The 21,185-nt window shown below is 64.9% G+C and carries 18 protein-coding genes; 6 read left to right on the top strand and 12 right to left on the bottom strand.

Annotation, left to right across the window (positions count from 1 at the left end):
* Positions 1–64 precede the first annotated feature (64 nt).
* Both EET13_RS17985 and EET13_RS17990 read right to left on the bottom strand, forming a co-directional pair.
* Complete coding sequence (locus EET13_RS17985) at positions 65–1,582, bottom strand: bifunctional aminoglycoside phosphotransferase/ATP-binding protein (protein WP_425294251.1); 1,518 nt, start codon at positions 1,580–1,582, stop codon at positions 65–67.
* Positions 1,583–1,647: 65 nt separating this feature from the next.
* On the bottom strand, positions 1,648–2,535 hold the full coding sequence (locus EET13_RS17990) for a universal stress protein (protein ID WP_122443551.1): 888 nt from the start codon (positions 2,533–2,535) through the stop codon (positions 1,648–1,650).
* Between the two features lie 231 nt (positions 2,536–2,766).
* Between EET13_RS17990 and EET13_RS17995 the strand changes: the two genes are divergently transcribed.
* On the top strand, positions 2,767–3,573 hold the full coding sequence (locus EET13_RS17995; protein ID WP_122443552.1) for a universal stress protein: 807 nt from the start codon (positions 2,767–2,769) through the stop codon (positions 3,571–3,573).
* Positions 3,574–3,634: 61 nt separating this feature from the next.
* Here EET13_RS17995 and EET13_RS18000 read toward each other — a convergent pair whose 3' ends face one another.
* From EET13_RS18000 to EET13_RS18035, 8 genes are all read right to left on the bottom strand, one after another.
* A complete protein-coding gene (locus EET13_RS18000; RefSeq protein WP_211189091.1) occupies positions 3,635–5,284 on the bottom strand; it encodes a sensor histidine kinase in 1,650 nt (549 codons plus the stop codon).
* Positions 5,285–5,524: 240 nt separating this feature from the next.
* On the bottom strand, positions 5,525–6,181 hold the full coding sequence (locus tag EET13_RS18005) for a response regulator (RefSeq protein ID WP_122443554.1): 657 nt from the start codon (positions 6,179–6,181) through the stop codon (positions 5,525–5,527).
* A 331-nt stretch (positions 6,182–6,512) separates the two neighbouring features.
* The gene (locus EET13_RS18010) at positions 6,513–7,274 is read right to left on the bottom strand and encodes a universal stress protein (RefSeq protein WP_122443555.1); all 762 of its coding nucleotides are present in this window, start codon (positions 7,272–7,274) and stop codon (positions 6,513–6,515) included.
* Positions 7,275–7,474: 200 nt separating this feature from the next.
* A complete protein-coding gene (locus tag EET13_RS18015; protein WP_211189090.1) occupies positions 7,475–8,530 on the bottom strand; it encodes a 1-phosphofructokinase family hexose kinase in 1,056 nt (351 codons plus the stop codon).
* Positions 8,531–8,559: 29 nt separating this feature from the next.
* The gene (locus EET13_RS18020) at positions 8,560–10,602 is read right to left on the bottom strand and encodes an erythromycin esterase family protein (protein ID WP_122443556.1); all 2,043 of its coding nucleotides are present in this window, start codon (positions 10,600–10,602) and stop codon (positions 8,560–8,562) included.
* A gap of 12 nt (positions 10,603–10,614) precedes the next feature.
* Positions 10,615–11,049: an Hsp20/alpha crystallin family protein gene (locus tag EET13_RS18025; RefSeq protein ID WP_122443557.1), complete on the bottom strand. Its 435-nt coding sequence runs from the start codon at positions 11,047–11,049 to the stop codon at positions 10,615–10,617.
* 52 nt (positions 11,050–11,101) lie between these two features.
* Positions 11,102–11,416: a hypothetical protein gene (locus EET13_RS18030; RefSeq protein ID WP_244603981.1), complete on the bottom strand. Its 315-nt coding sequence runs from the start codon at positions 11,414–11,416 to the stop codon at positions 11,102–11,104.
* A gap of 141 nt (positions 11,417–11,557) precedes the next feature.
* Positions 11,558–12,538 carry an Acg family FMN-binding oxidoreductase gene (locus tag EET13_RS18035; RefSeq protein ID WP_122443558.1) on the bottom strand — a complete coding sequence of 327 codons (981 nt, stop codon included), beginning with the start codon at positions 12,536–12,538 and terminating at the stop codon, positions 11,558–11,560.
* A 282-nt stretch (positions 12,539–12,820) separates the two neighbouring features.
* Here EET13_RS18035 and acsA point away from each other — a divergent pair, with 282 nt between their 5' ends.
* From acsA to EET13_RS18060, 5 genes are read left to right on the top strand one after another with little or no spacing between them, the layout of a single operon-like run.
* The gene (gene acsA / locus EET13_RS18040) at positions 12,821–14,638 is read left to right on the top strand and encodes an acetate--CoA ligase (RefSeq protein ID WP_122443559.1); all 1,818 of its coding nucleotides are present in this window, start codon (positions 12,821–12,823) and stop codon (positions 14,636–14,638) included.
* Positions 14,635–15,642, top strand: coding sequence for a pyruvate dehydrogenase (acetyl-transferring) E1 component subunit alpha (gene pdhA / locus EET13_RS18045; protein ID WP_122443560.1), 1,008 nt, complete (start codon positions 14,635–14,637; stop codon positions 15,640–15,642). The genes acsA and pdhA overlap by 4 nt, the downstream gene beginning before the upstream one ends.
* Positions 15,639–16,616, top strand: a complete 978-nt coding sequence (locus EET13_RS18050; protein ID WP_122443561.1) for an alpha-ketoacid dehydrogenase subunit beta — start codon at positions 15,639–15,641, stop codon at positions 16,614–16,616. The genes pdhA and EET13_RS18050 overlap by 4 nt, the downstream gene beginning before the upstream one ends.
* Complete coding sequence (locus tag EET13_RS18055) at positions 16,613–17,818, top strand: dihydrolipoamide acetyltransferase family protein (RefSeq protein ID WP_122443562.1); 1,206 nt, start codon at positions 16,613–16,615, stop codon at positions 17,816–17,818. Before EET13_RS18050 ends, EET13_RS18055 begins: the two co-directional genes overlap by 4 nt.
* Before the next feature lie 8 nt (positions 17,819–17,826).
* The gene (locus EET13_RS18060; protein WP_122443572.1) at positions 17,827–18,084 is read left to right on the top strand and encodes an acyl carrier protein; all 258 of its coding nucleotides are present in this window, start codon (positions 17,827–17,829) and stop codon (positions 18,082–18,084) included.
* Between the two features lie 161 nt (positions 18,085–18,245).
* On the opposite strand, the gene EET13_RS18065 is transcribed toward EET13_RS18060, so the two are convergent.
* Together EET13_RS18065 and EET13_RS18070 are read right to left on the bottom strand one after the other, a co-directional pair.
* A complete protein-coding gene (locus tag EET13_RS18065; RefSeq protein WP_122443563.1) occupies positions 18,246–19,652 on the bottom strand; it encodes a WS/DGAT/MGAT family O-acyltransferase in 1,407 nt (468 codons plus the stop codon).
* Positions 19,653–19,856: 204 nt separating this feature from the next.
* The gene (locus EET13_RS18070) at positions 19,857–20,660 is read right to left on the bottom strand and encodes an ABC transporter permease (RefSeq protein ID WP_122443564.1); all 804 of its coding nucleotides are present in this window, start codon (positions 20,658–20,660) and stop codon (positions 19,857–19,859) included.
* Between the last annotated feature and the right edge of the window lie 525 nt (positions 20,661–21,185).

Below are 21,185 nucleotides of genomic sequence, written 5' to 3' on the forward strand. Positions count from 1 at the left end.
TCATCGACGAGAGGGGCCTTGGGCTCGGCTCTTTGCCGTCAGGAGCGGATTTGCGACGGCTGTGCTACCCCGGCGCGCCGGCTCCGGTAGCACCGACCCAGACATCGCGGGCCTCTCGCACCGACAGCTCGAGCGGACGGGAGGTGTCGATTGGATGCGCGGTGCGCCAGCCGTTGTGCTGCGTGGCCAGGGTCGTGGCAATCTGGGGCGTCGCATCCGAATTGCCCGCTTGCCTGGTCCTTACTCGGTCGGCTGCCGTGTCGACCGGGACCGTGCACAGCAGTTCCACCAGCACCGAATGTGCTTCGGCGGCAAGGCGATGAGCTTGTGCTCGCAGCTGCGGATCTCGCCAGGTCCCGTCGAGTATCACCGGTCGCCCGTTCGCCAGACTCAGACGCGCCCGGCGCAGGGCCACCTGGTAGACGGCCGTGACGTTTCGCGGGCTGTACAGGCCGGCATTCAAGACACCGGGCTCGCCGGCGATGGCGCCCCATTCATGCAGCTGCCGCCGGACGTCGTCGGTTGAGATAACCCGTGCCCCAACGTGTTCGGCCAGAGCATGGGCCAGGGTAGATTTGCCGGTGCCCGGGTTTCCGCCGACGAGCGCCAGCCGGACGGCGCCCTCCTGCAAATGCCGGGCCGCTATGTCCAGATGTCGGACAGCCTCGCCCGCGGCCGCCGACTTGCCCTGCGAGAGCCGGACGCAGTCGACCTTGGCCCGCACCACCGCGCGATAGGCGATGTAGAAGTCATGCAGCGGTTTCGGCGCTGTGTCGCCGGAGTGGGCAAAGTAGCGTCCGAGAAAGTATTCGCCAAGGTCCTTGCGGCCCAGGAACTCCAGGTCCATGGCAAGAAACGCAGCGTCGTCGATGCGGTCGACACAGCGAAGGTCGTCGTCGAACTCGAGGCAGTCGAGCAGGGCGGGTCCGTCGGCCACGCAGAAAATGTCGTCGGCGAGCAGATCGCCGTGGCCGTCGACAATGCAGCCTTCCCCAATCCGGCGGGTGAACAAAACGTCACGGCCGGAGACGAATTCGGCGACCAGCTGCTCGATCCGCCGGATCGACTCGTCAGAGAACGACTTACCCGCGTAGCGGTGAAGTTCGGCCAGGTTCTCAGCCCAGCGTTGGTTGATCGCGCCGGCCTCACCCTTGGCATCGATCAGCGGGCTTCGCCCGGCATGCTCGTGAAAGCGGGCGAGCACTGCGGCGATGGTGTCCAGTAGTTCCCGAACGGTCGCGTCGGACCCGCCGCGCTTGGCCAGCCATGCCAGCCGGTCGCTGTCGCGGTAGCGCCGCATCACCACGACCGGTTCGGCCGGGCCGCCGGCGGGGTCGGAGAGGTAGGCGATGCCCAGATAACTGTCGGGGGACAGCCGGCTGTTCAGCTCCACTTCGCGCAGACACGCGCGCTCACGTTGCTCAGGTGTGCGGAAATCCAGGAAGTCGGTCAGGACCGGCTTCTTGGCCTTGTAGGCCCGGTCGCCGGCCAACACCACGACGCCGGTGTGGGTTTCGTGCACGTCGACGTAGGGCACCCCAACGGTCGTCGTTTCGTCGGCAGTATCTCTGTCGGCGTTGATGACGACCTCCCATGGCGCTCGTTCCGATCGATGCGGGCATCTCGGCGCTGCGGCTCCAGGATGGCTCAGGAGGGACGAGCCACGATCACCGGTGTCCGAACCGAGTGAACCACCGCGTTGCTGACCGAACCCAGCAGCATGCCGGTGAATCCTCCGCGGCCATGGCTGCCCAGCACCACCAGCTGGGCGGTTTGGGCCTCCTTGATCAGCTCCCGGGCCGGCCGGTCACACACGACAAGTCGATGCACCGTGACGTCGGGATAGCGTTCCTGCCAGCCAGCCAGGCGTTCAGCCACGGTCTGCTCCGCCTCGCCCTTGACCGTGGACCAGTCCAGCCCCGGCAGGTCAACAACTTCCAGGTCGCTCCAGGCGTGCACCGCCTTCAATTCCACGCCGCGCCGCGACGCCTCGTCGAAGGCAATGGCGGTGGCGAGCTCCGAGACCGGCGACCCGTCGATGCCGAGTACGACCGGCGCTTGCTGGAGATCGGGGGTGTGCTCGGCCGAGGACGGATCCTGGTCGCGGATGATCGCAACCGGACAATGCGCACGGCGCAACAGCGCCGAACCTACCGAGCCCAACACGGCCCGGGCCACGGCTCCTCGCCCATAGCTGCCCACCGCCACCAGCTCTGCATCGGTGGACAGCTCTACCAAGGTGGGCACCGGCGGCGACCATCTGAGCTCGCTGTGGATCGTGATCTCCCGCTGGCCCTGCATGGCCTCCTCGGCGATCTTGACCGCCTGTTCGAGGACCTGACGACCGTCTTCCTCCTGCCACGCGGCCATGCCCATCGACATCGGCATCTCGGGCCACATCGGCACGGACGCATTCACCATGTGAACCAAGGTCAGCGGCAGATGGCGCAGCATGGCGTCATGTGCCGCCCACGACACTGCCGCATTCGATGCGGCCGATCCATCGACGCCGACGACGATGCCCAGACGTTTCATGGTTGCAGACGTTCCCTTCTCCCTCAGCCGAAACGCTAGTGCGCGCGCTGCCGCCGGTCGTGAGGCTTAAGTCCCCAACGACATGGCCGTCCGACCTTCGCTGTGCGCCGGGGACTAACGCCGCACGAGGAAAGGTCAAACGACCCTGCTGGGAGCCGACGATGCGCAATAACCTCGTAGGGTGACTGGATTCGCCGGTCGGTAGGCGGGCCGTCTGATCGGGAGGACGCGATGAATCACCCGCAAGATTCGATAGTGGTGGGTATCGACGGGTCGGACGCCGCGATCAACGCTGCCAAATGGGCAGTCCCCGAGGCCGTCAGCCGCGACATCCCACTCCGGTTGATCCACGCGATCCCCCGTAGCGCCGATGCGCCCGCCGGGGACGAAAGCCTGGACGTCGAATATGCCGAAATGGCTCTCCACGGCGCCGCAAGCGCACTGCATGCGATGGACGAAGCGGTCAAAGTCGAGACCGAGATCGTACCCAAATCGCCCGGCAGCGCTCTTGTCGACGAATCACGTTCGGCGGCCATGGTGTGCGTGGGTTCGGTGGGGATCGGGCGGGTCGCTCGCAAGCTGCTGGGCTCAACCGCCGAGACGGTGGCCCGAAAGGCGCACTGCCCGACCGCGATCATCCGCAATGGCCAAAAAGACGTGCCGGATCCGCCCTGGATCGCCGTCGTCGTCGACGATTCGCCAGCCAACGACGCCGTGCTCGAGCAGGGCTTCCGGGAGGCGCACCTGCGCGGGGCACCGATTCTGGCAATGGGCGTCTGGCGCTGGGGTTTGGGTGAGATTCCCTATGAGCAGCTCAATCGCCGGCTTGATCGCTGGGTTTCCCAGTACAAAGACCTGCATGTCCAACCGGCGGCCGCCCGGCAGGGCGTCGTCGAATTCCTCACCAGGACAGCAGAACCCATCCAATTGGCGGTCGTGGGCAGTGATGACGCCGGGGATGTCGCACGGATGGTCGGCCCAGTGACGTTCCACGTGCCGCACCGCGATGGTCATTCGGTGCTGGTGGTACCGAAGTAGCGGCTTCGGCGCACGTCGGGCCAACCGTAGCGGTGACGACGTCACACGCCGACCTCACGTATCAGTGCTCGCCCAGCGGTGCGGTCCAATGGATCCGGGTGCCGCCGTCGGGCGGACTGCTGATCTCGCAGCTGCCGCCGAGTTGTTCGGCCCGGCGCTGCATATTGGCCAGGCCGCTGCGGCGCAAGATGTCAGCAGGCAGGCCACACCCGTTGTCGACGATGTCGAGACTGAACAGGTCGGTGACACCGACCTCGATGGTCAACCGGTTAGCCCCCGAGTGCCGCAGGGCGTTACTGACGGCCTCGATGGTGACCGCTTCGGCATGATCAGCCAGTTCGCCTCCGACGGCGGCCATCGGGCCATCGATGTGCACGGTGGTGACAATGTCACGGTCCTCGGTCAGATCGGCGACCACTGCCTGAATGCGGTGCCGAAAGCCGCCGTCGCGCTCCAGCGGAGATGTCAGCTGGAAGATGGCGGTGCGGATCTCCTCGATGATGGTCTGCAGATCATCGAGCGTGCGGTTGAGCCGACCGGCCACCTCCGGTGAGCGCGCCCGGGCAAGCGTGCCCTGCAGATCCATCCCGGTGGCGAACAATCGCTGGATGACATGGTCATGCAAATCGTGAGCGATGCGCTCACGCTCGGCCAGGATGGTCAGCTGTCGCGCGTCCTCACGGCCAGAGGCGAGCATCAGCGCGATCGTGGCGTGCGTGGCGAAATCGCGGACCAAATCCAGGTAGCTGGCATCGAAAGGCGCCTTGTCGGCACCGCGGGCAATGGCGATCACCCCGGCAACGTGATCGTGGGCACGAAGGGGCATCAGGATCGCAGACCGCTGTGCGACGTCGGTGAACGCGTGGATCCGGTGATTGAACGCCTCGGTGATCAGCGGTTGGCCCGACCGGAACACAGCGCCCGTCGTCGAGCCCTCCACCGGAACCCGCTGGCCCACGACCTCAGTGGCGTGCCGTCCGACCGCGGCGGAAATAACCAGCGTGTCGATCTCCTCAGCCGGCTGGTCGGTGTCGATTGGAATCAGCACAATCGCCTGCTCGGCGTCGGTCAGCGCACATGCCTTTTCGGCGATCAACCGCAACGGACGCCGCTGCGGCTCGACACTGGTCAACAGTGCGGTAGTGATCTCGCGGCTGGCCTCCATCCACTTCACCGCGGTCCGCTCGCGCTCGAATACCTGTGCATTGTCGATGGCGACCCCGGCCGCAAACGCCAGCCCGCGAGCCGCGAACTCGTCGGATTCGGAAAAGAGCCGGCCCGGGTCGACATGGGTGAGGTAGAGGTGCCCGAATACAGTTCCCCGGATCATGATCGGGACCCCGAGAAAAGCACGCATGGGCGGATGGTGCTCGGGGAACCCACAGGCGGCCGGGTGTGCGGTCAGATCCTGCAGACGCAGCGCCGGCGTTTCGACGAGCGAGACACCCAGCACTCCCTTGCCCACCGGCAGGTGCCCGATCCGCCGCGCCGTCTCGGCATCCATTCCCTCGTGGATGAACGAGATCAACGTGCCCTCTGGATCACGGACCGCCAAGGCGCCGTAGGGAGCGGCGGTCAACTGCCTGGCCGCGGCGACGATGCGCCGCAGGGTTCCGTCGAGGTCGAGATCCGATCCAATCTCGACGATCACGCGCAGCAACTGCGCCATTTGGTCACGCGCCGCCAGCAACTCGTCGAGCTGCGCATGCATCCTGTCGACTAATCCAGGCTGACCCAAACCCGCAAACGGTGAGCCGCTCTCGTCACTGGCCACCTGACTTGAAACCTTCCCACGCGTTCCGGCCCACAAGGCCCGTGCCGCAGGGGCCATACCCGAATGCCCCTGATCAGCTTAACCGGACTGCGGCACGGCAGCCATTGACATCGTGGTCGATGAGTTGCCGGCGGCGCCGCCTCGCGGCTGAGTCCGGTCGAATCGCCGCGAAACGCCTCAGTTGCCAGATGTTGGCGGCGCCGACCCTTGGCCCAACCTCGAGGCGAACACCGCAGCCTGAGTTCGCCTCTCCATGCCGAGTTTGGAAAGCAACCGCGACACGTAGTTCTTCACCGTTTTCTCCGCCAGAAACATCCGGGCGGCGATCTGGCGGTTCGTCAATCCCTCGCTGAGGTGTCCCAGCAGCGTGCGCTCCTGCTCGGTCAACCCCGATAGCGGATCGTGATGCTCGGCCCCGCCCCGCAGCTTTGCCATCAGCGCGGCGGCCGCCCTGTTGTCCAACAGTGATTTGCCGGCGCCGACGTCTTTGATCGCCCGGGCCAGCTCCATGCCCTTGATGTCTTTGACGACGAAGCCGCTCGCGCCGGCCAGAATCGCCTCCAGCATCGCCTCGTCGGAAGTGAACGACGTCAACATCAGACACCGCAGCTCCGGCTGATCCGACAGCAGGTCACGGCACAATTCGATCCCGTTGCCGTCGGGCAGGCGCACGTCGAGCACCGCGACGTCCGGCTGCAACGCGGGGATTTTCGCCATTGCCTCGGATACGGAGCCCGCTTCGCCGACGATCTCGAGGTCAGGGTCCGAGGCCAGCAGATCGGTCAGTCCGCGGCGGACTACTTCATGGTCATCGACCAGGAAAACCTTAACCATTGCGAGTCCTTTCGCCTGACCGCACTGTTTTCCAACTATTCCAACTATTCCCCACTATTTTCCCCACTATTGCTGATATTGGACGCCGATGTCGGCTGGCGGCTTTGTCGTGTTTGTCGGGCGGCCCCGGTCAAGGTCGGCTCGTGTCCGTCATACCGGCTCCGCAGCGCCCCGGATTGATTTCCCGTAGCGCTGCGCCGGCCGAAGACGACACGGCCGCTGCATTTTCCGGTTACCGGATCGAATGACCGAACGTGTTGGGCTGAAACCCATTTCGAGGCGAGTGCCACACTCCCAGCGGACCGGATCGCTCCCGGCGTGCTTTCTGAATTCAGTGACGCACCACCAGGATCGAGCAGTCCGGATAGCCCAGAATCGGATGGCAGTTGGGAGTAGCCAGGTCCGGGAGCCGCTCGGCGTCGGTCTCTCCGACCACGGCCAGGTCGACGGCTCCGCCATGGCGCTCGGCGGCTTTCGCGCCGGTAGCCGCGGCAACGATCTGGACGGGCACGTCCGGATAGCGCCGGACCCAGCTGTTGAGCCGGCGATCGATCTGGCGCACCGTGGCGTGGCGGCGCCGTCCTTCCTCCATCGCCTGGTGCACGACTTCGTCGTTGTCCGCGTCGTCGTTGAGGACGACGGCGATCACACCCAGCTTGGTCGGCGAACCGTCGGGGTTGGTCCGCACTATTGCGACGGGGCAGTGCGCGCCCGTCACCAATGCGGCGGCGGTCGGGCCCAGCAATCCGTCGGCCGCCCTGCCGCGCCGTGCGGTGCCGACACAGATCAACGCGGCTTCCTGTGATTGACCGATCAACACTTGCGCGGGATCACCGGACAGGATCGCGGTTTCCGTTTCGACCGGCCGCCCCTGGCTCTGGACGGCCCCGTCCGCTTCGTACAACGCCCGTTCGGCGCGTTCGAGCTCCCACTCGGTGTTCCGGGCCGCCCCGGCCCGCACATCCGGGCCGGCGATGACATACACCAGGCGAAGCGGCAACTGCCGGCCCCTTGCCTCTTCGATCGCCCACTTGGCCGCGTTAACCGCGGCTGGTGAGCCGTTGACGGCCACGACCACCGACTTCGGGTTCATGTCGGCTCCTGACTCTTCGACCCGCTCGATGCCAGGCTATTGCGGAAATCGCCTCGTGGACAGGGGCCGTTGGGCCTTACTGGTCTGGTTACTGGTCCCTACCTGGTCCCTACCTGGTCCCTACCTGGAAGAACGTTCGTCTGCGGCGGGTTGCGTGCCCGCATGCCGATCGTGCACCCGCGACTCGCGGTCCAGCGCGCTCACACCGCGCCGGCGGCTACGTCGGTGACTTCGGTGACTTCGGTGACTTCGGCGACTTCGGTGAGTTCGGTGACTTCGGAGGGCTTGGCAACCTGCTCGAACAGCCTCTCGACATCCGCGCGCTCGCAGGCCGCCGTGCCGGGTGTCAGCAACATCGCCGCGCCCGCCGCAATCCCCAACCGAACCGACTCGGCCAGCGACCATCCGCGACACAGACCCACCGTGATCGCGGCAACCATCGCGTCGCCGGCCCCGACCCCACTTCCGTGTCCCATCGGAACCGCCGCGAACCGCTCACTCGTCTCGTGTGTCGCCAGCAGCGCGCCATGCGATCCCAGCGACACCACCACGGCTTGCGCAAGCCCCCGGTCGATCAGCTCGTGTGCGGCGGCGAATTGCTCGGGCTCGGTGAGCAACTCGCGTCCGGCGCACTCCTGAAGCTCTCGCACGCTCGCCTTGAGCAGGAAGACGCCGCAGGAGACGTGCTGCAGGCCGCCACCGGATGTGTCCAGCACGAGCCTGGGACCCAGCTGGCGGCAGACATCGGCAACCCGTTGGTAGTAATCGGCGGGCACCCCGGGAGGCAGGCTGCCGCTGGCCACCACGAATTCGGCGGCGCGCGCGGCAAACCGCAGTTCCTGCAGACACCGCTGCTGTTCGGCCGGGCTCAATCGAGGTCCTGGGAGCACGAACCGATACTGCCGGCCGGTGCTGGTCTCATTGACGGTGAAGCTTTCTCGCGTCGACGCGACGATCGGGATGTGTGCGCAGGGCAATCGCTCCTCGCTGAGCAGGCGCACCAAGAGGCCGCCATGCGACCCGCCCGCGGGAAACACCGCAAATGCCGACCCGCCGAGGATCTGCGCTATCCGGGCAACGTTGATTCCACCGCCGCCCGGGTCGTAGCGCGTCGCCGAGCAGCGCAGCTTCTCGGTAGGCCGGACGACGTCGACGCTGGTGGTGATGTCGAGCGCCGGGTTCATGGTCAACGTGACGATTCGCGGTCCAGTCACCGGCGGCTCGGCCGGCTGGGCCGGCTGGGCCGGCTTTTTCATCTCCGGGTCATCTGCGGTGGCTCCGGCGGCTACAGGCCACTGGGATAGGTTTCCGGTGTCTCGCCGGCGATCCACAAACTGGTGGTCTCGAGAGGTTCGAGCGCACGAGTCTTGTCGATGTGGATCATCGCGTCGAATTGATCGGCGGGACGGACGTGGAAGTAATGGCTTCGCCGTTCAGTCGAAGGCCGGTAGATCACCCCGATGGCACGCCCCAGCCGCACGACACTGAGTGGGTCCGCGGCTTCGGGGGTCATCTGTGGTGACACCAGGAAGGCGTTTCGTCCGGTCTCATGGAGTAATTGCTCGATGCTGCCGTTGAGTGCCGGCCGAACCACCTTGCGTTCGGCGAGGCCGCCCCATTCGCTGGCCGCCGTCACCGTGCCGGCGTAGGTGCACAGCCCGATCAGGCGTGACTCGTCGCCGTACCGTTGCCGGACGAGTTGGCCCAGGGTCAGCTGCCCGTCGGCCCATACTTCGGTGGCCCGGGCGTCTCCGACGTGAGAATTGTGCGCCCACACCACTATTCGGGCCGGCGGGACGTCGTCGTGGCGGTCGAGGTGTTGGCGCAGCGCGTCCAGAGTCTGCGCCATGTGCTGATCGCGCAGATTCCAGGAGGTGACCCGACCGCTGAACATCGCGCGGTAGTACACCTCGGCATTGCGTACCGTCTGCGCATTGTGCTGGGCGTAGAACGCCTCATCCTCGGCGATCAGTCCGTCCTGGCGCGCGTAGTCGAGCAGGTGGCGTTGCAGATCGACCAATTGCTCGATGGCTTGACGTTCACATGACGGACCGGCGCCGAACGCTGCGGCGTACCCGTAAGCCTGGCCGTCATCGGCCGACGTGTGGTCAAAGCACGCGTAACGGGCGCGCGCCCGCGCTGCCGCGGTCGGGTCGACCTTGTCGAGGAAGGTGATCACTTCGTGCGTCGACCGGTGCAGGCTGTAGAGGTCCAAACCGTAGAAGCCGGCTTGTCGCTGACCATTGCCCCGATACCGCTCGTTGCGCGCGCGCAACCAGTCGACGAAGTCGCGGACCACCACGTTGCGCCACATCCAGGCCGGAAAGCGCTCGAAGCCGCTCAACGCCGCATCGGCGCTCTGGTCCTGCCCCAGGCCGCGCACATACCGATTCACCCGATACGCATCGGGCCAGTCGGCTTCCGCGGCAACGGCGCAGAATCCTTTCTCCTCGATCAGCCATTTCGTGATGGCGGCCCGGGCCGCGTAGAACTCGTGGGTGCCGTGCGAACTCTCGCCGATCAACACGATTCGCGCGTCGCCGATCAGCTCTTCGAGGGTTTCAGACGACGGGACACCGCCGGGAGCGTCGATGGCCATGCTGTTGATCACCTCGGCGGCTGTCGGCGCCGCGGGCCTGATCACCGAGATGCCCGACGTCGGGGTGGCCAGCAGCCGGCGTACCTCCTCGTCGGTGACCTGGCGAAAGTCCCAGAACGACTCGCCCACCGCCAGAAATGGCGTGGGCATGGACGCGCAGACGACGTCGTCGACAACTCCGGCGAATTCCCGGCAGGTGGATTCCGGGGCGGCCGGCACGGCGATCACGATCTGTTCGGGCTCGGCTTCACGCAGCGCTTGCACCGCCGCGAACATGCTTGCGCCGGTGGCCAACCCGTCGTCGACCAGGATCACCGTCTTGCCGGCGACGTCCAGCGGCGGGCGCCCCGCGCGGTAGCTGGCCTCGCGACGCACCAACTCGCGGCCTTCGCGCTCGGCGATGTCGCGCAGTTGCTGGGGTGTGATCCGCAACCCCCGCACCACATCGTCGTTGACGACGACGCGGCCACCACTTGCCAAGGCGCCCAGGGCAAACTCTTCGTGGCCGGGCACGCCGAGCTTACGGACGATGAAGGCGTCCAGCGGAGCGTGCAGCGCCGCCGCCACCTCCCAGGCGACGGGTATACCGCCCCGCGCCAAACCCAGGACTATCACGTCCTCGTCGTCGCGGTAGGCGCTCAACAGACTTGCCAGCACCCGACCGGCCTCGCTGCGGTCGCGGAATACCCGCCGGGGCGCGTGGCGGGTGGTCTTCGTAGAGCTGGCCATGGTGTCAAGCGATCAGTCAGTCGCGTGCTGGATCGGAATCCGCCGCTCGGCCGGTTTGGCGTCCGATACGGCAACGGAAACGGTGAGGATGCCGTTGTCGTAGCTGGCCTGGATGTTGTCTTCATCGGCGCCGACCGGCAGCGCGACAGTGCGAACGAATGAGCCGTAGGTGAATTCCGATCGGCCGTCGAATTCTTTCTTCTCGGTTCGTTCGGCCTTGATGGTCAGCCGCCCGTCGTGCACGGTGATGTCGATGTCCTTTGCCGGGTCAACGCCCGGGATTTCGGCGCGCACCTCATAGCGGCCGTCTTTCAATTCGTCCTCGAGCGGCATCAGCCGGCTTTCGAATGCGGCACGCGAGCCCGCAAATGACGGAAAGCCGGCGAGCAGCTCGGAAAAGTCCGGGAACAGTGACCTGGGGCGGCGCTGCAGGGAGAAAGAGGTCATGATTATCTCCTCGATTTTCGACGTGCCGTGGTGGCGGTTTCCATCCGACCAGTCAGCCCCGGCCGACGATAGGGACCGAAGTCCCGGGCCTACGGGGCCGTTCGTCGGCTTTCCCGCCGGCGCCTGAACTTCGACGACGCGCCGCCCCCAGGTAGGCCATGACATGATCCAAGATCAGGCCGTATGCGTCGCCGTCCTCGGCGAGGCGGACAAGTCCCCGGCGAAGCAGAAAGCCCTCGATGCGCCGATCCAGCGGCCACTCTGAGTATTTGTTGCGGTCGGCATAGGGCGAATTGAGGAACTGCACTGCCAGCGCGTCGAGGTCGGAATCTGTCAATAACGCAGCGTTGCCCAGTGGAGAACCCATTCCCATTCCTTTGTGTGTGCATCGGCTTTCGTCGATTCGCCGGGTTGGCCCAATGATGCGGCGCTTTTCGGCCGGCGCATAGGGTCTGAAGTCACCGGTGGGCAGTGCGCTCTACCGGTTCGCTGACCCGGTCGCCTTTGTTCAGCGGCGAAGCTCTAGCACATCGCGCAGCGGTCGCCGCGGCGTGGGCGGGGGGATATCCCCCGAAGGTGCCACGCCGATCCGGATCAACACCTGAGGTACCGCCGGGCTGCTGGTGAGATCGCCGACGATGCCACGGCTGGCTTCCATCTCGGTGAGGTGGGTGACCGGGCAGGTGGCCAATCCGGCGAGGGTGCACTCCAGCAGGACGGCCGAGAGCACCCGGCCGCAGTCGAGAGCGTCGGCGCGGGTGTCCCCGGGCGTCGACAGCACGACGATTCTGGCTTGATCCGGCCTGCTGGCCGAACTGCGCTCGCTGTGCCAGTCAGCGGGAAACCGGCGATTCACCGCCACCGCTCGCGCCGCCGACCCGGACGCCAGCGCACTCTCGGGTATCCCTTCTGATTCCCGGGAAGAAGCTGTCCACCAAGCTAATTCATGATGATACGCGTCGTCGTAGCGGCGCATGGCCTCGGTGAGCCGCGACGCCTCGGCGAGTCGCGGCCGCGCCTCGTCGCCCAATACCGCAAGCTCGATACCGTCGTTTTCGAACGAGCTGCGCAGCACGAGTTCGAATGACGCCCAATCGTTCGGCGCCCGGAACGGACGCCGGTCGGTTCGGCGACGCAATATCGCGTCGGCCCGGTCATGGCGGGGCTGGGTGACAAAGTCCATCGCGGCGAAGTCAATCGAGGCCAGGTGGTTCAGGTCGTTGGGATTGGGAAACTGGTCGACGGCCGCGTTCCAGCCTTCGGCAGCCATGGCGACCTGGAAGTGATCGAGCAGCGCACCGCAACTGATCACCGCTTCGCGCCCCGAGCTATCTGCCGAGGTCACCAAGCGGTGGGGGTCGAGAAACAGGTCGGCAGCCGTACTGCCGGCCACCCACCGCCACGGTTGGCTGTTGTGCAGTGAAGGAGCGTGGCACGCCAACTCCACGGCCTTCGTGATTACCGCGGCGTCGACCATCGCTTGGGTCATCGCATTCACCTGCCTCGTGATCTGATGTCGACTTTCGTCGAGGCCCGAATCCGGCGCCAGAGTCCTTGGTCCCCGGCGCCGTGGCCCATTGGCCTTGACGAGCTGGGTCCGTCCCGTCAGGCCCCTTCCCCACCGGCTGCCCCGAGTCGAAGGACAACCGGCAGCGCACTTAATGACTTTCTTCTCTATCGGGCGACCAGGCCCGGGAAAACGATGAAAACGATAAATGGGCCACGAGCTTCCCGCTGGGCTCCAGCCGTGCTGAATCGTTAGGACGATTTTATGGATGTTATTCACAAAACGCCCCACGACTACCGCGTCCAGCCCAATCTCACCGACTACGAGCGGGCGCGTGCCCAGTTTCGGTGGTCCGATGTGCCGGCGCTGTGTGAGGGCATGGGGGAAAACAGATGCAACATCGGCTACGCCGCCCTGGACAGACACGTCCAGCAAGCGGCCGGCCCGGCCGCAACGCACACCGCATTGCGGTTCGTCACCGACAAAAGCTGGGATGGCGCGATGTCCACGCGGGATCTCAGCTATGCGGAGCTGAGCCGGCTTGCGGCGCGATTCACCGGCGTGTTGCGCGCGCTGGGCATCAACAAGGGCTACCGCGTGTTCACGATCATGGGCCGCATCCCCGAGCTCTACATCACGATGCTGGGCGCGCTGCGCAACGGCAGTGTCGTGTCGCCGTTGTTCTCGGCTTTCGGCCCCGAGCCGATCGCCACCCGAGTCGAAATCGGGCAAGCCGACGTGCTGGTGACCACGAAGGCGATCTACCAGCGCAAGATCGCCAAGATCCGCGACCGGTTGACGTCGGTGCGGCATGTCCTCGTGGTGGACGACGACAAGTCGGGCGAGCAGCTGCCGGGAACGCTCAACTTTTGGGACTGGATGACCGCGGCCGACGAGGACACCCCGGTCGAGCCGACCACCGCCGACGACCCGGCCCTGCTGCACTTCACCAGTGGCACCACGGGTACCCCCAAGGGCGCCATCCATGTCCACGGCGCCGTCGCGATGCACTATGCCACCGGCCGCTACGCACTAGATCTTCATCCCGACGACATCTATTGGTGCACAGCCGATCCCGGATGGGTCACTGGAACGTCGTACGGCATCATCAGTCCCCTTCTGCATGGTGTGACCTCGGTTGTCGACGAAGCGGAGTTCGACGCCGAACGGTGGTACCGGATACTGCAGGACCAAAGCGTTTCGGTCTGGTACACCGCACCGACCGGCATCAGGATGCTGATCAAGGCGGGGGCCGAACTTGCGGAGCACTATCGCTTCCCGCAGCTGCGCTTCATCGCCAGTGTGGGCGAACCACTCAATCCCGAAGCCGTCTGGTGGGGAAAACGGGTGCTGGGCTTACCGATTCACGACAATTGGTGGCAAACCGAGACCGGCGGAATCATGATCGCCAACACCCCGGCGTTCGACATCAAGCCCGGCTCGATGGGCCGGCCGTTACCCGGGGTGGATGCCTGCATCGTGCGCCAGAACGACGACGGCAGTACCTCGGTGATCGACGAGCCGGACGTGGAGGGTGAGCTGGCCCTCAAACCGGGCTGGCCGTCGATGTTCCGCGGCTACCTGCACGCCGAGGACCGGTATCGAAAGTGCTTCAGCGACGGGCTTTATCTCACCGGCGATCTGGCGAAGAAGGACGTCGACGGCTACTTCTGGTTCGTCGGCCGCAAGGACGACGTGATCAAATCCGCCGGCCATCTGATCGGGCCGTTCGAGGTGGAAAGCGCGCTGACCGATCATCCGGCGGTGGCCGAGGCGGCCGTCATCGGCAAGCCGGATCCAACTGTCGGCTCGGTCATCAAAGCCTTTGTCACCCTCAAGGACGGTTTCGTCGCCGACGACGACCTGCGCCTGCAGCTGCTGGGACACGCCCGCAAGCGGCTCGGAGCTGCCGTGGCGCCCAAGGAAATTCAGTTCGTCGATGCGTTGCCGCACACCAGCAGCGGCAAGATCATGCGGCGGCTGCTGAAGGCTCGTGAACTCGGGCTACCCGAAGGCGATACGTCCACCGTGGAGAACTTGACCGCTCCTCAGCAACAGCAGCCCCAGGAGGTGTCGCAGTGACCGATACGAAGCTGGCGCAGGAACTGCTGGCGGATATGGTCCGGGTGCGCCGGATGGAAGAAAAATGCGCAGAACTCTACAGCGCGGCCAAGATTCGGGGGTTCCTGCATCTCTACGTCGGGGAGGAGGCCGTGGCCGCCGGTTCCCTGCGCGGCCTGGCCGAGGACGACGCGGTGGTGGCGACCTACCGCGAACATGCGCACGCGTTGCTGCGCGGTATCCCGATGACCTCGATCATGGCCGAGATGTTCGGCAAGCAGGAGGGCTGCTCGCGCGGCCGCGGCGGGTCGATGCACCTGTTCGACAAGTCCAGGCGGTTCTACGGCGGCAACGCGATTGTGGCCGGCGGCCTGCCGCTGGCGGTGGGTGTTGCGCTCGCCGACGCGATGCTGAAGCGAAACCGCGTGACAGCTTGCTATTTCGGCGACGGCGCGGTCGCCGAGGGCGCCTTTCACGAGTCGTTGAACATGGCGGCGCTGTGGAACCTGCCGGTGTTGTTCCTGTGCGAGAACAACCTTTACGCCATGGGTACCGCACTGGACCGGGCGCAGTCGCAGACCGACCTCACCGTCAAGGCGGCGTCGTATAAGGTTCCGACGCTGGCCGTGGACGGGATGGACGTAGAGGCGTGCCTCAACGCCACGCAACAGGGTGTCGACCACGTCCGCAACACCGGCGGCCCGTTCTTCATCGAGTTCCGTACCTACCGGTTCCGGGCGCATTCGATGTTCGACCCGGAGCTGTACCGCGACAAGGCCGAAGTCCAGCGTTGGCGCGAGCGCGACCCGATTCGGCTCTTCACCGAACAGTGCCTGGACAGCGGCACGCTCACCGACGACGACGTGCGCGAGATCGAGGATGCGGCGGCCGCCGAGATCGATGCCGCGGTGGCCTACGCCGAAGCCGGGACGTGGGAAGACCCGGCCGACCTCGAGCGTGACGTGCTGACACCGGTCGGGGAGAGCACCGCAAGCGACGAATCGACTTGGGAGCCGACGCGATGAAGACCAGCTACCGAACCGCGGTTCACGACGGCATTCGCGACGCCTTGAGCAACGACCCGCACGTCGTGTTGATGGGCGAAGACGTCGGACGCTACGGCGGAACGTACGCCGCGTCCAAGGGCCTGCTGGAGGAATTCGGCCCGGACCGGGTGCGCGACACTCCGCTGTCCGAGCTGGGTTTCGTCGGTATCGGAATCGGCGCGGCCCTCAACGGATTACGCCCGATCGTCGAAGTCATGACGGTGAACTTCAGCCTGCTGGCGCTGGACCAGATCGTCAATACCGCTGCGGCGCTGCGACACATGTCCGGCGGGCAGTTCTCGGTGCCGATCGTCGTGCGGATGGCGACCGGGGCCGGGCGTCAACTCGCCGCTCAGCACTCCCATAGCCTCGAGCCGTGGTACGCCCACATTCCGGGAATTAAGGTGGTGGCTCCGGCAACCATCGAGGACGCCTATGGCATGCTGGCCCCTGCGTTGGCCGACCCCGACCCGGTGATCATTTTCGAGCACGTTCAGCTCTACAACACCTCGGCCGATGTCGAGGCGCTCAAGCCGACCGATATCTGCCGGGCGGCGGTGCGCCGCGGCGGCGCCGACGTGACGTTGATCGCCTACGGGGGCTGTCTGGGCAAGGCGCTCGACGCGGCCAACGAACTGTCGCTGGCCGGAATCGACTGTGAAGTCATCGATCTGCGGGTACTGCGGCCGCTGGACACCGACACCATCGTGGAGTCGGTCCGCAAGACACATCGCGCGGTGGTGATCGACGAAGCATGGCGCAGCGGCAGTTTGGCGGGAGAAATCTCGGCGCAGATCATGGAGGGTGCGTTCTACGACCTCGATGCACCGGTGGGCCGGGTCTGCAGCGCGGAGGTTCCCATTCCGTATGCCAAACACTTGGAGGAGGCGGCGTTGCCGCAGCCCGCCAAGATCGTCGCCGCCGTGCACGACATGTTCGGTGACCAATCATGATCGAGTTCGCCATGCCTGCACTCGGCTCCGACATGGACGAGGGCACCCTCAATGAATGGCTGGTCAAACCCGGCGACAAGGTGACCCGCGGGCAGATCGTGGCCATCATCGAAACCACCAAGGCCGCAGTGGAAATCGAGTGCTGGCAGGAGGGCACGGTCAGCGAGTTGCTGGTGCCGGTGGGCGAAACCGTCGAAGTGGGAACGCCGTTGGCGACGTTGCTAGAACCAGGAGAGCGCCCGGGGAAACAGCCGAGCAAGCGCGTCCGGCCCCCGATCGCGGCCGCCGCAGCGCTAGCCGCGACGCCCTCGCCTGCGGCAGCACCGGCCAGCGCGGCAGCTGGGGGGCACCGTCGCTGGGTGTCCCCCGCCGCGCGCCGCCTGGCCCAATCGCTGCGCGTCGATCTCGACACGGTCACCGGCACCGGTCCGCAGGGAGCGGTCACCATCAACGACGTCGAGCATGCGGCGGCGGCCAAACCGGCCGAAAAGCCGTCGGCCAAGATCGCCACCAAACCGAGCGCGGCCGACCGCGCCGCGCTGATGCGGAAATCCATTGCGGCGGCGATGAGCCGGTCCAAGCGCGAGATTCCGCACTACTACCTTGCCGACGAAATCATCATGGAAAAGTCGCTGACCTGGCTGACCGCGCGAAACGCCCAGCGATCCATCACCGAGCGGGTGCTGCCGGCCGTGTTGCTGCTCAAGGCCGTCGGCCTCGCAGCCCAACGCTACGGCGAGTTCAACGGTTTTTGGCGCGACGACGGGTTCGGGCCCGCAACGGGTGTTCATGTCGGCGTCGGGATTTCGCTGCGCGGCGGCGGCCTGGTGGCGCCGGCCATCCACGACGTGCCCGACAAGAAACTCGACGAGTTGATGGGCGACCTCACCGATCTGGTGGCGCGGGCACGTTCCTTTTCGTTGCGAAGCTCGGAGATGTCGGACCCGACCATCACCGTGACCAACCTCGGCGACCAGGGCGTCGACACGGTCTTCGGGGTGATCTACCCGCCACAGGTCGCCATTGTCGGTTTCGGTAAGCCGAGCCAGCGGGTCTGCGTCATCGACGGCGGCATTCGCGTCGTCACCACCGTGCAGGGCACCCTCGCCGCCGACCACCGGGCCAGCGACGGCCACCGCGGCGCCCTGTTCCTGAGCGCCATCAATGAACTCCTCCAACAACCCGACCTCTTGGAAAAGTGAATGCACACATGACGACCCAACAGAAGACCCGTGATGCGGTGCTGTCCGTATTGACCACCATCGCACCCGAAGTCGACGCCGACGACATCCGCGACGATGTGCTGCTGCGCGACCAGGTCGACCTCGATTCCATGGACTGGCTGAACTTCCTTCTCGGAATTCACAAACGGATGCACGTCGACATCCCCGAGTCGGACTACGCGTCTCTTCGCACCCTCACCGACGTGGTGAACTACGTCGACAAGCACGCGGCCACAACAGCCTGAGCGGCCCTACGCACCTTCCTGTCCCCCAGACCAGGGCCGTGCGGCTGAACCAATCCACACACCCCAGAGTGGTTGTGCCGGCAACCCTCGTCCTGCCGGTTGGATGGGCCGTCGGCCTCAGTCGACTGCAGAGTTCTCAGCGGCCGATCAAATCGGTGCAATCAGCAGCGCAGCTGGCCTGCATTCCCGCAGATTTCGATGAACTCGGCGTTGATGGCTGCCGTCACCTCGTGTGGGTCGTCAACAGTTGCGGCGTCGGTCAACACGGCGATATTGAGCTGATCGACATAACTCCACACGGTAACGTTGAGCCCGCTCCACGGAGCCAGATGCCCCACTGAATATAATTCGGTGACCAGCGCGCCGCCGACCCGGCCGTACCGCGGGAAGTCCCCATGAACATTGGCAATAGTCACGTTGGGCATTTTGCTCACCGCCTTTCGGCTGGATGCCATCCGGAGACCGCATTCCACAGCCACGGGCAGCGCACAATCCAACCACCGGCTAAGTAGCCCCGAACCCCTGAGCCGGTGGCGCTGCTTACTCAAAATGGCATTTTCGTGGCAGCGTTGTACCCGCTCTAGCGGGTCTTGAACATCAACGGGCAGCGCAATGGACATCGCGTCAGCGCAATTCCCAGAAACCCGATCCACCGAAAAGTCGGAACTCACCGGAATGAGCGCCACCAAAGGGTCGGCCCTTTTGTCGTAGCGCAAGAGTAACGACCGCAGTGCACCGGCCGTCATCGCCAGCACCAGATCGTTGACGGTAACCCCGAGGTGTTTGGCAGTCCGTTTGACGTCGGCTAACGCCAGGCTGACGCTGGCGAATCTGCGCTCCGGACCGGCCAGGAAGTGGTTCATGAAGGTCGCCGGTGGCGCCGCCGACTTCGCTGGTGTCATCGGCGGCGGAGCTGCCGACCGCACTACTGCCCTGCGGGAACTGCGGTGCACCCGGGCCAGACTCTGCACCGTGTCGCGAATGGTGCACGGGATTCGACCAGCCTGGTGCAGGTGGTCCGCGAACGCCAACTTCACCAGCTGCCGCTTCCCAGGAGCGGGGTCGGGCAGGCACGGATCGGCTACCAGTCCCGGCTGCAGGTCCATGCTGCGGGCGAGCAGGTTTGCGGCACCGACTCCGTCGACGAGTGCGTGATGGACCTTGGCGACCACCGCGACGCGGCCGTCGGACAGGCCGCAGACGACGTACATTTCCCACAGTGGGCGTCGGCGGTCAAGGGGGGTACTGGCGATTTCTCCGATCGCCTCGTGTAGCTCGCGGCGACCGCCTGGACTGGGCAAACGAAACGGCCGGATATGGTAGTCGAGGTCGATATCGCAATGCTCGCGCCACATCGGGTGGTGCAATTTTAACGGTACGCAGACTAGCTGGTAGCACAAGGGCTCGAGCTTATACAGTCGACTGCGGATGGCCCGACGAAACACCTCGATATCAAAGTTCCGACAGTCCTCATCCAATTTCATGATTGCAACTTTGAGCGTGTGGATATGGACGTTAGGCTTTTCGCTATAGAGCATGAGCGCATCGGTACCATTAAGCCATTTCACTGTGGAACCTCGCTGACAAACCAATTCTTAGATAAACAACATGGGGCGCTTATTGAAGTGCTCTTTGCAGTGACCCAGATTTATTCGGACTGTTCAGCGCAAAGCACTTGCGCGTGGCGCTGACTTGACATGAACATGCTGCGCTAAGCGCGGCACGATTTGGCGGTTCACTACCGACCAAGCGGTGGTCGAGTTGTGACACGGTCATCGTCGCCGAGACAAGACAATGGCACCAAACGGCACCAAGACCACTACGCAGCCCAGGATCCACGCGAACGTCGGCGCCATGACAGGCCAGGTCACCGGTGGAACTTTTTTCGTGGTATCGCCAGCCAGAGCTCGCAGCGCCTCGACAAACTGAGAGATAGGTTGATTGCGCACAAATGGGTGGATCCATCGAGGAAACAGCTTTAGTGGCATGAGACCGACGGACAACAATCCGAAGATCAAAATCGGCAGCGACATGATAGGCAACATCGCATCCGGGTTCTTCGTAGCCGTGCCAAGCAAATCGGCAGCTAATCCCAGAACGACACCGATCACGAGCACCAGTGCGCAAAAGCCAACGATATAGATGGGCCCGCGATGAAATCGGAATCCCACCACGTAACCGCTAATGAGCGATACCCCCAGACCCCAGCAACATCGGTAGAGAGCAACGGACACGCGAGCAAGCACCGGCGTCAACGGCGCGATTGGCATTGTGGCAAACCGCCGATTGATGCCCCGCAAGGAGTCGGTGGCCGCTCGGAAGCCTGATCCGATGGCCGCAAAAGCGACGGCTTGCAATGCGACCAACGGCGTGATGTATTGCCCGACGCTGCTGGCTACTCCCGTGCCGCCGACGAATTGGTTCCATGGCTTGGCAAACGGAATGTAAAAACCCACCATGAACACTACCGGCGCACCGACCGTGGTGAGTTTCTCGCCGACGCTCAGACTCGGTGAGATAAAGCGGGTGAAGAGCACCCACCACTGCCGCAGCGCCAGCAACCATGGCGTCTTCATGTGCGGGCTCAGTCTTCGCAAGGTTGAGGCCCGGCCTGAATTTATGACGCGGATACTTATTGCATAGGCTGCGCGGAGCAGGGCTCGCTGCGATCGGGCAACCGGGCTCAAAACGGCATTGTCTTGTTGGGGCGACGGTGAGTCGAGTAGTGCGACGTCAGCATCGAGCTCTTTCCGCGACGCATCTGAAGCCAAGCGACGCCGGGGGTATTTGCGCTCGTCGGTGGTGCCGTCGGCCGTGGTCGTGTTGTGACTAGTCAAGCGAAGCGTTCCGTTTTGACGTGGGTTTCATCGTTGAGGCGTCGCGTGGAGACACGCGACGGGAAATACAGTGCTCATGAGCAATATGATAATACAATTTACTGGTCAACCGTATCGGATCGCCTGTTCGCCCTTTGTGTCGCTTGCCAGGGTGATGGGACCACCTGATTGCCAGGGGGATGGGACCACCGTGGCGCGTTATTGAGGATGGTCGTTGGGATGGTCGGGGTCAAGTTGGCCGGGTCGGGTGCGTTGGCGGTAGGA

This window comes from Mycobacterium attenuatum (genome assembly GCF_900566085.1).
GTDB classification, from domain to species: Bacteria; Actinomycetota; Actinomycetes; order Mycobacteriales; family Mycobacteriaceae; genus Mycobacterium; species Mycobacterium attenuatum.